Source organism: Cupriavidus sp. SHE, from assembly GCF_000812445.1.
Lineage (GTDB): Bacteria > Pseudomonadota > Gammaproteobacteria > Burkholderiales > Burkholderiaceae > Cupriavidus > Cupriavidus metallidurans.
On sequence record NZ_JWMB01000113.1, the window covers coordinates 1 to 1,660 of the forward strand.

Consider the following 1,660-nt stretch of genomic DNA (forward strand, 5'->3'; position numbering starts at 1 on the left):
CGACCCCGTCTCTGCCACCACTGAAGCCATTGCGCTTCACGTTCCCGTTCCGCAAGAAGGGCAATGGCACCGCATCCGTCGAGATTACGGACGAGCACGAATTTCACAGAATCCTGAAGAACGAGCCATCCGGGACGTATTCCCTCAGCAGCAAGGGAATGTGGCACGGTGGCATCCACATTTCGGAAGCTGGCGCCGGCCAAGCCCTTGACCTGAAAGGCGGTGTGCGTTGCATCGCCGACGGTGACGTGGTCGCATGGCGCCTGAATCGCAGCTACCCCATCAGCGAACTGCCTGCGCAAAACGGCAAGCCAGCTTTCAGTGCCCCCTACAGCACGGGCTTTGCCCTGGTGCGCCATGCGATGGAGTTCCCCAGGGGCACCAAACTTACGTTCTTCAGCCTGTACATGCATCTGCAGGACCTCGCTGGGTACGAGAGCGATGCGACACTGCCCAAGCCAGCTTACTGGACTCCGGAATTCAAGGTTACAGAATATGCCCAGGACAAGCCCCATGTCAGCCCGCGCGGCGTGACTGCGCCGTCGGAGCAGAAAGGCCTGAGGGTCCGGGCCACCCATCCGCACGGCGCACCCCGTTGCATCCTGCCGCTAGGTACGCAGTTCAGCATCAGCGAACGCGCGGGCGATTGGGGCAAGATCAAGGATATACACGGGACACAGCCGTATCCGCCGACTGTGGGGGCGCACGTCGCGCCATCTGCTGCGGTCGGTGGCTGGGCGTTCCTGGGCAAGGAGCATGGTGGCTATGTAGCTGATGCGGTCATGCCTGACTCCATGTTGGACCAAGTGGTGGTGCCACCCCAACCGGTGCCCATCAAAGCAGGCGACCTGATCGGCTACCTGGGCCGCTATGACTCGTTGGGTCAGCAGATATCGAATCAGATGGTGCATATCGAGGTCTTCTGCGGCGACGCCATCAAGCCATTCCTCCAAGAAGGTCGCGCCTGGATTGAGCAACACTCTCCCTTTCCCGATCGTTGGAAGCAACTCGGGCTACCTAGCGAGCCAACTATTCTGCGGATTGCCAGGCAGACCAAGCTGTACAAGGCCGCCCTCAACGAAGGACAAGACGCCCCGCAGACCGGCGTCATCCAGGTGCTGTCATTGGCCGGGTTGGCCAAACTGAAGGACAACAAGGTCATGGAGACCACGCCGGGTACAGACAACCAGAAGCGGCCGTGGTGGAAGGTGGACAGTGCGGATGTGCGAAGCCGGGTCGTCAGCGGTTGGGTGCGCGAGCAGAGTTTTGCCGGCGGCCGGGTGACCCGCGAATTTGCGCAGGCCTGGATTGACTTCGACGCTTCTTTCGACGAGCCGCACGATCCGACACATACGATGTTCGCCACCACCAAGGCGTATGTCGATTACTCACTGGGTGCCGATGTCCCCGCTCCAGGCGCACTCGCCAAACTCAGTCCCTTGATGGCAAGGGTATATCGGGCCATTTACGCCACCGGGGACGGCAGACAGGCGGCGGATGAGTTGTGCGATGCCGCCAACGATCCGTGGCGCGCGCTGCGCATGTCACGCCTGATTATCAAACACGAAAGCGAATGGGCTAACCCGGTCAAGTGGAGGCACCTTATCCAGGAAATTGAGACACGAACCGGGCCGCAAGTCCAGCATGAGGCCGAGCAGAA

The 1,660-nt window shown here is 60.8% G+C and carries 1 pseudogene; it reads left to right on the forward strand.

Annotated elements, in window-relative coordinates:
- Positions 1–1,660: pseudogene (locus RN01_RS34470) on the forward strand (chitinase); the annotation flags it as partial.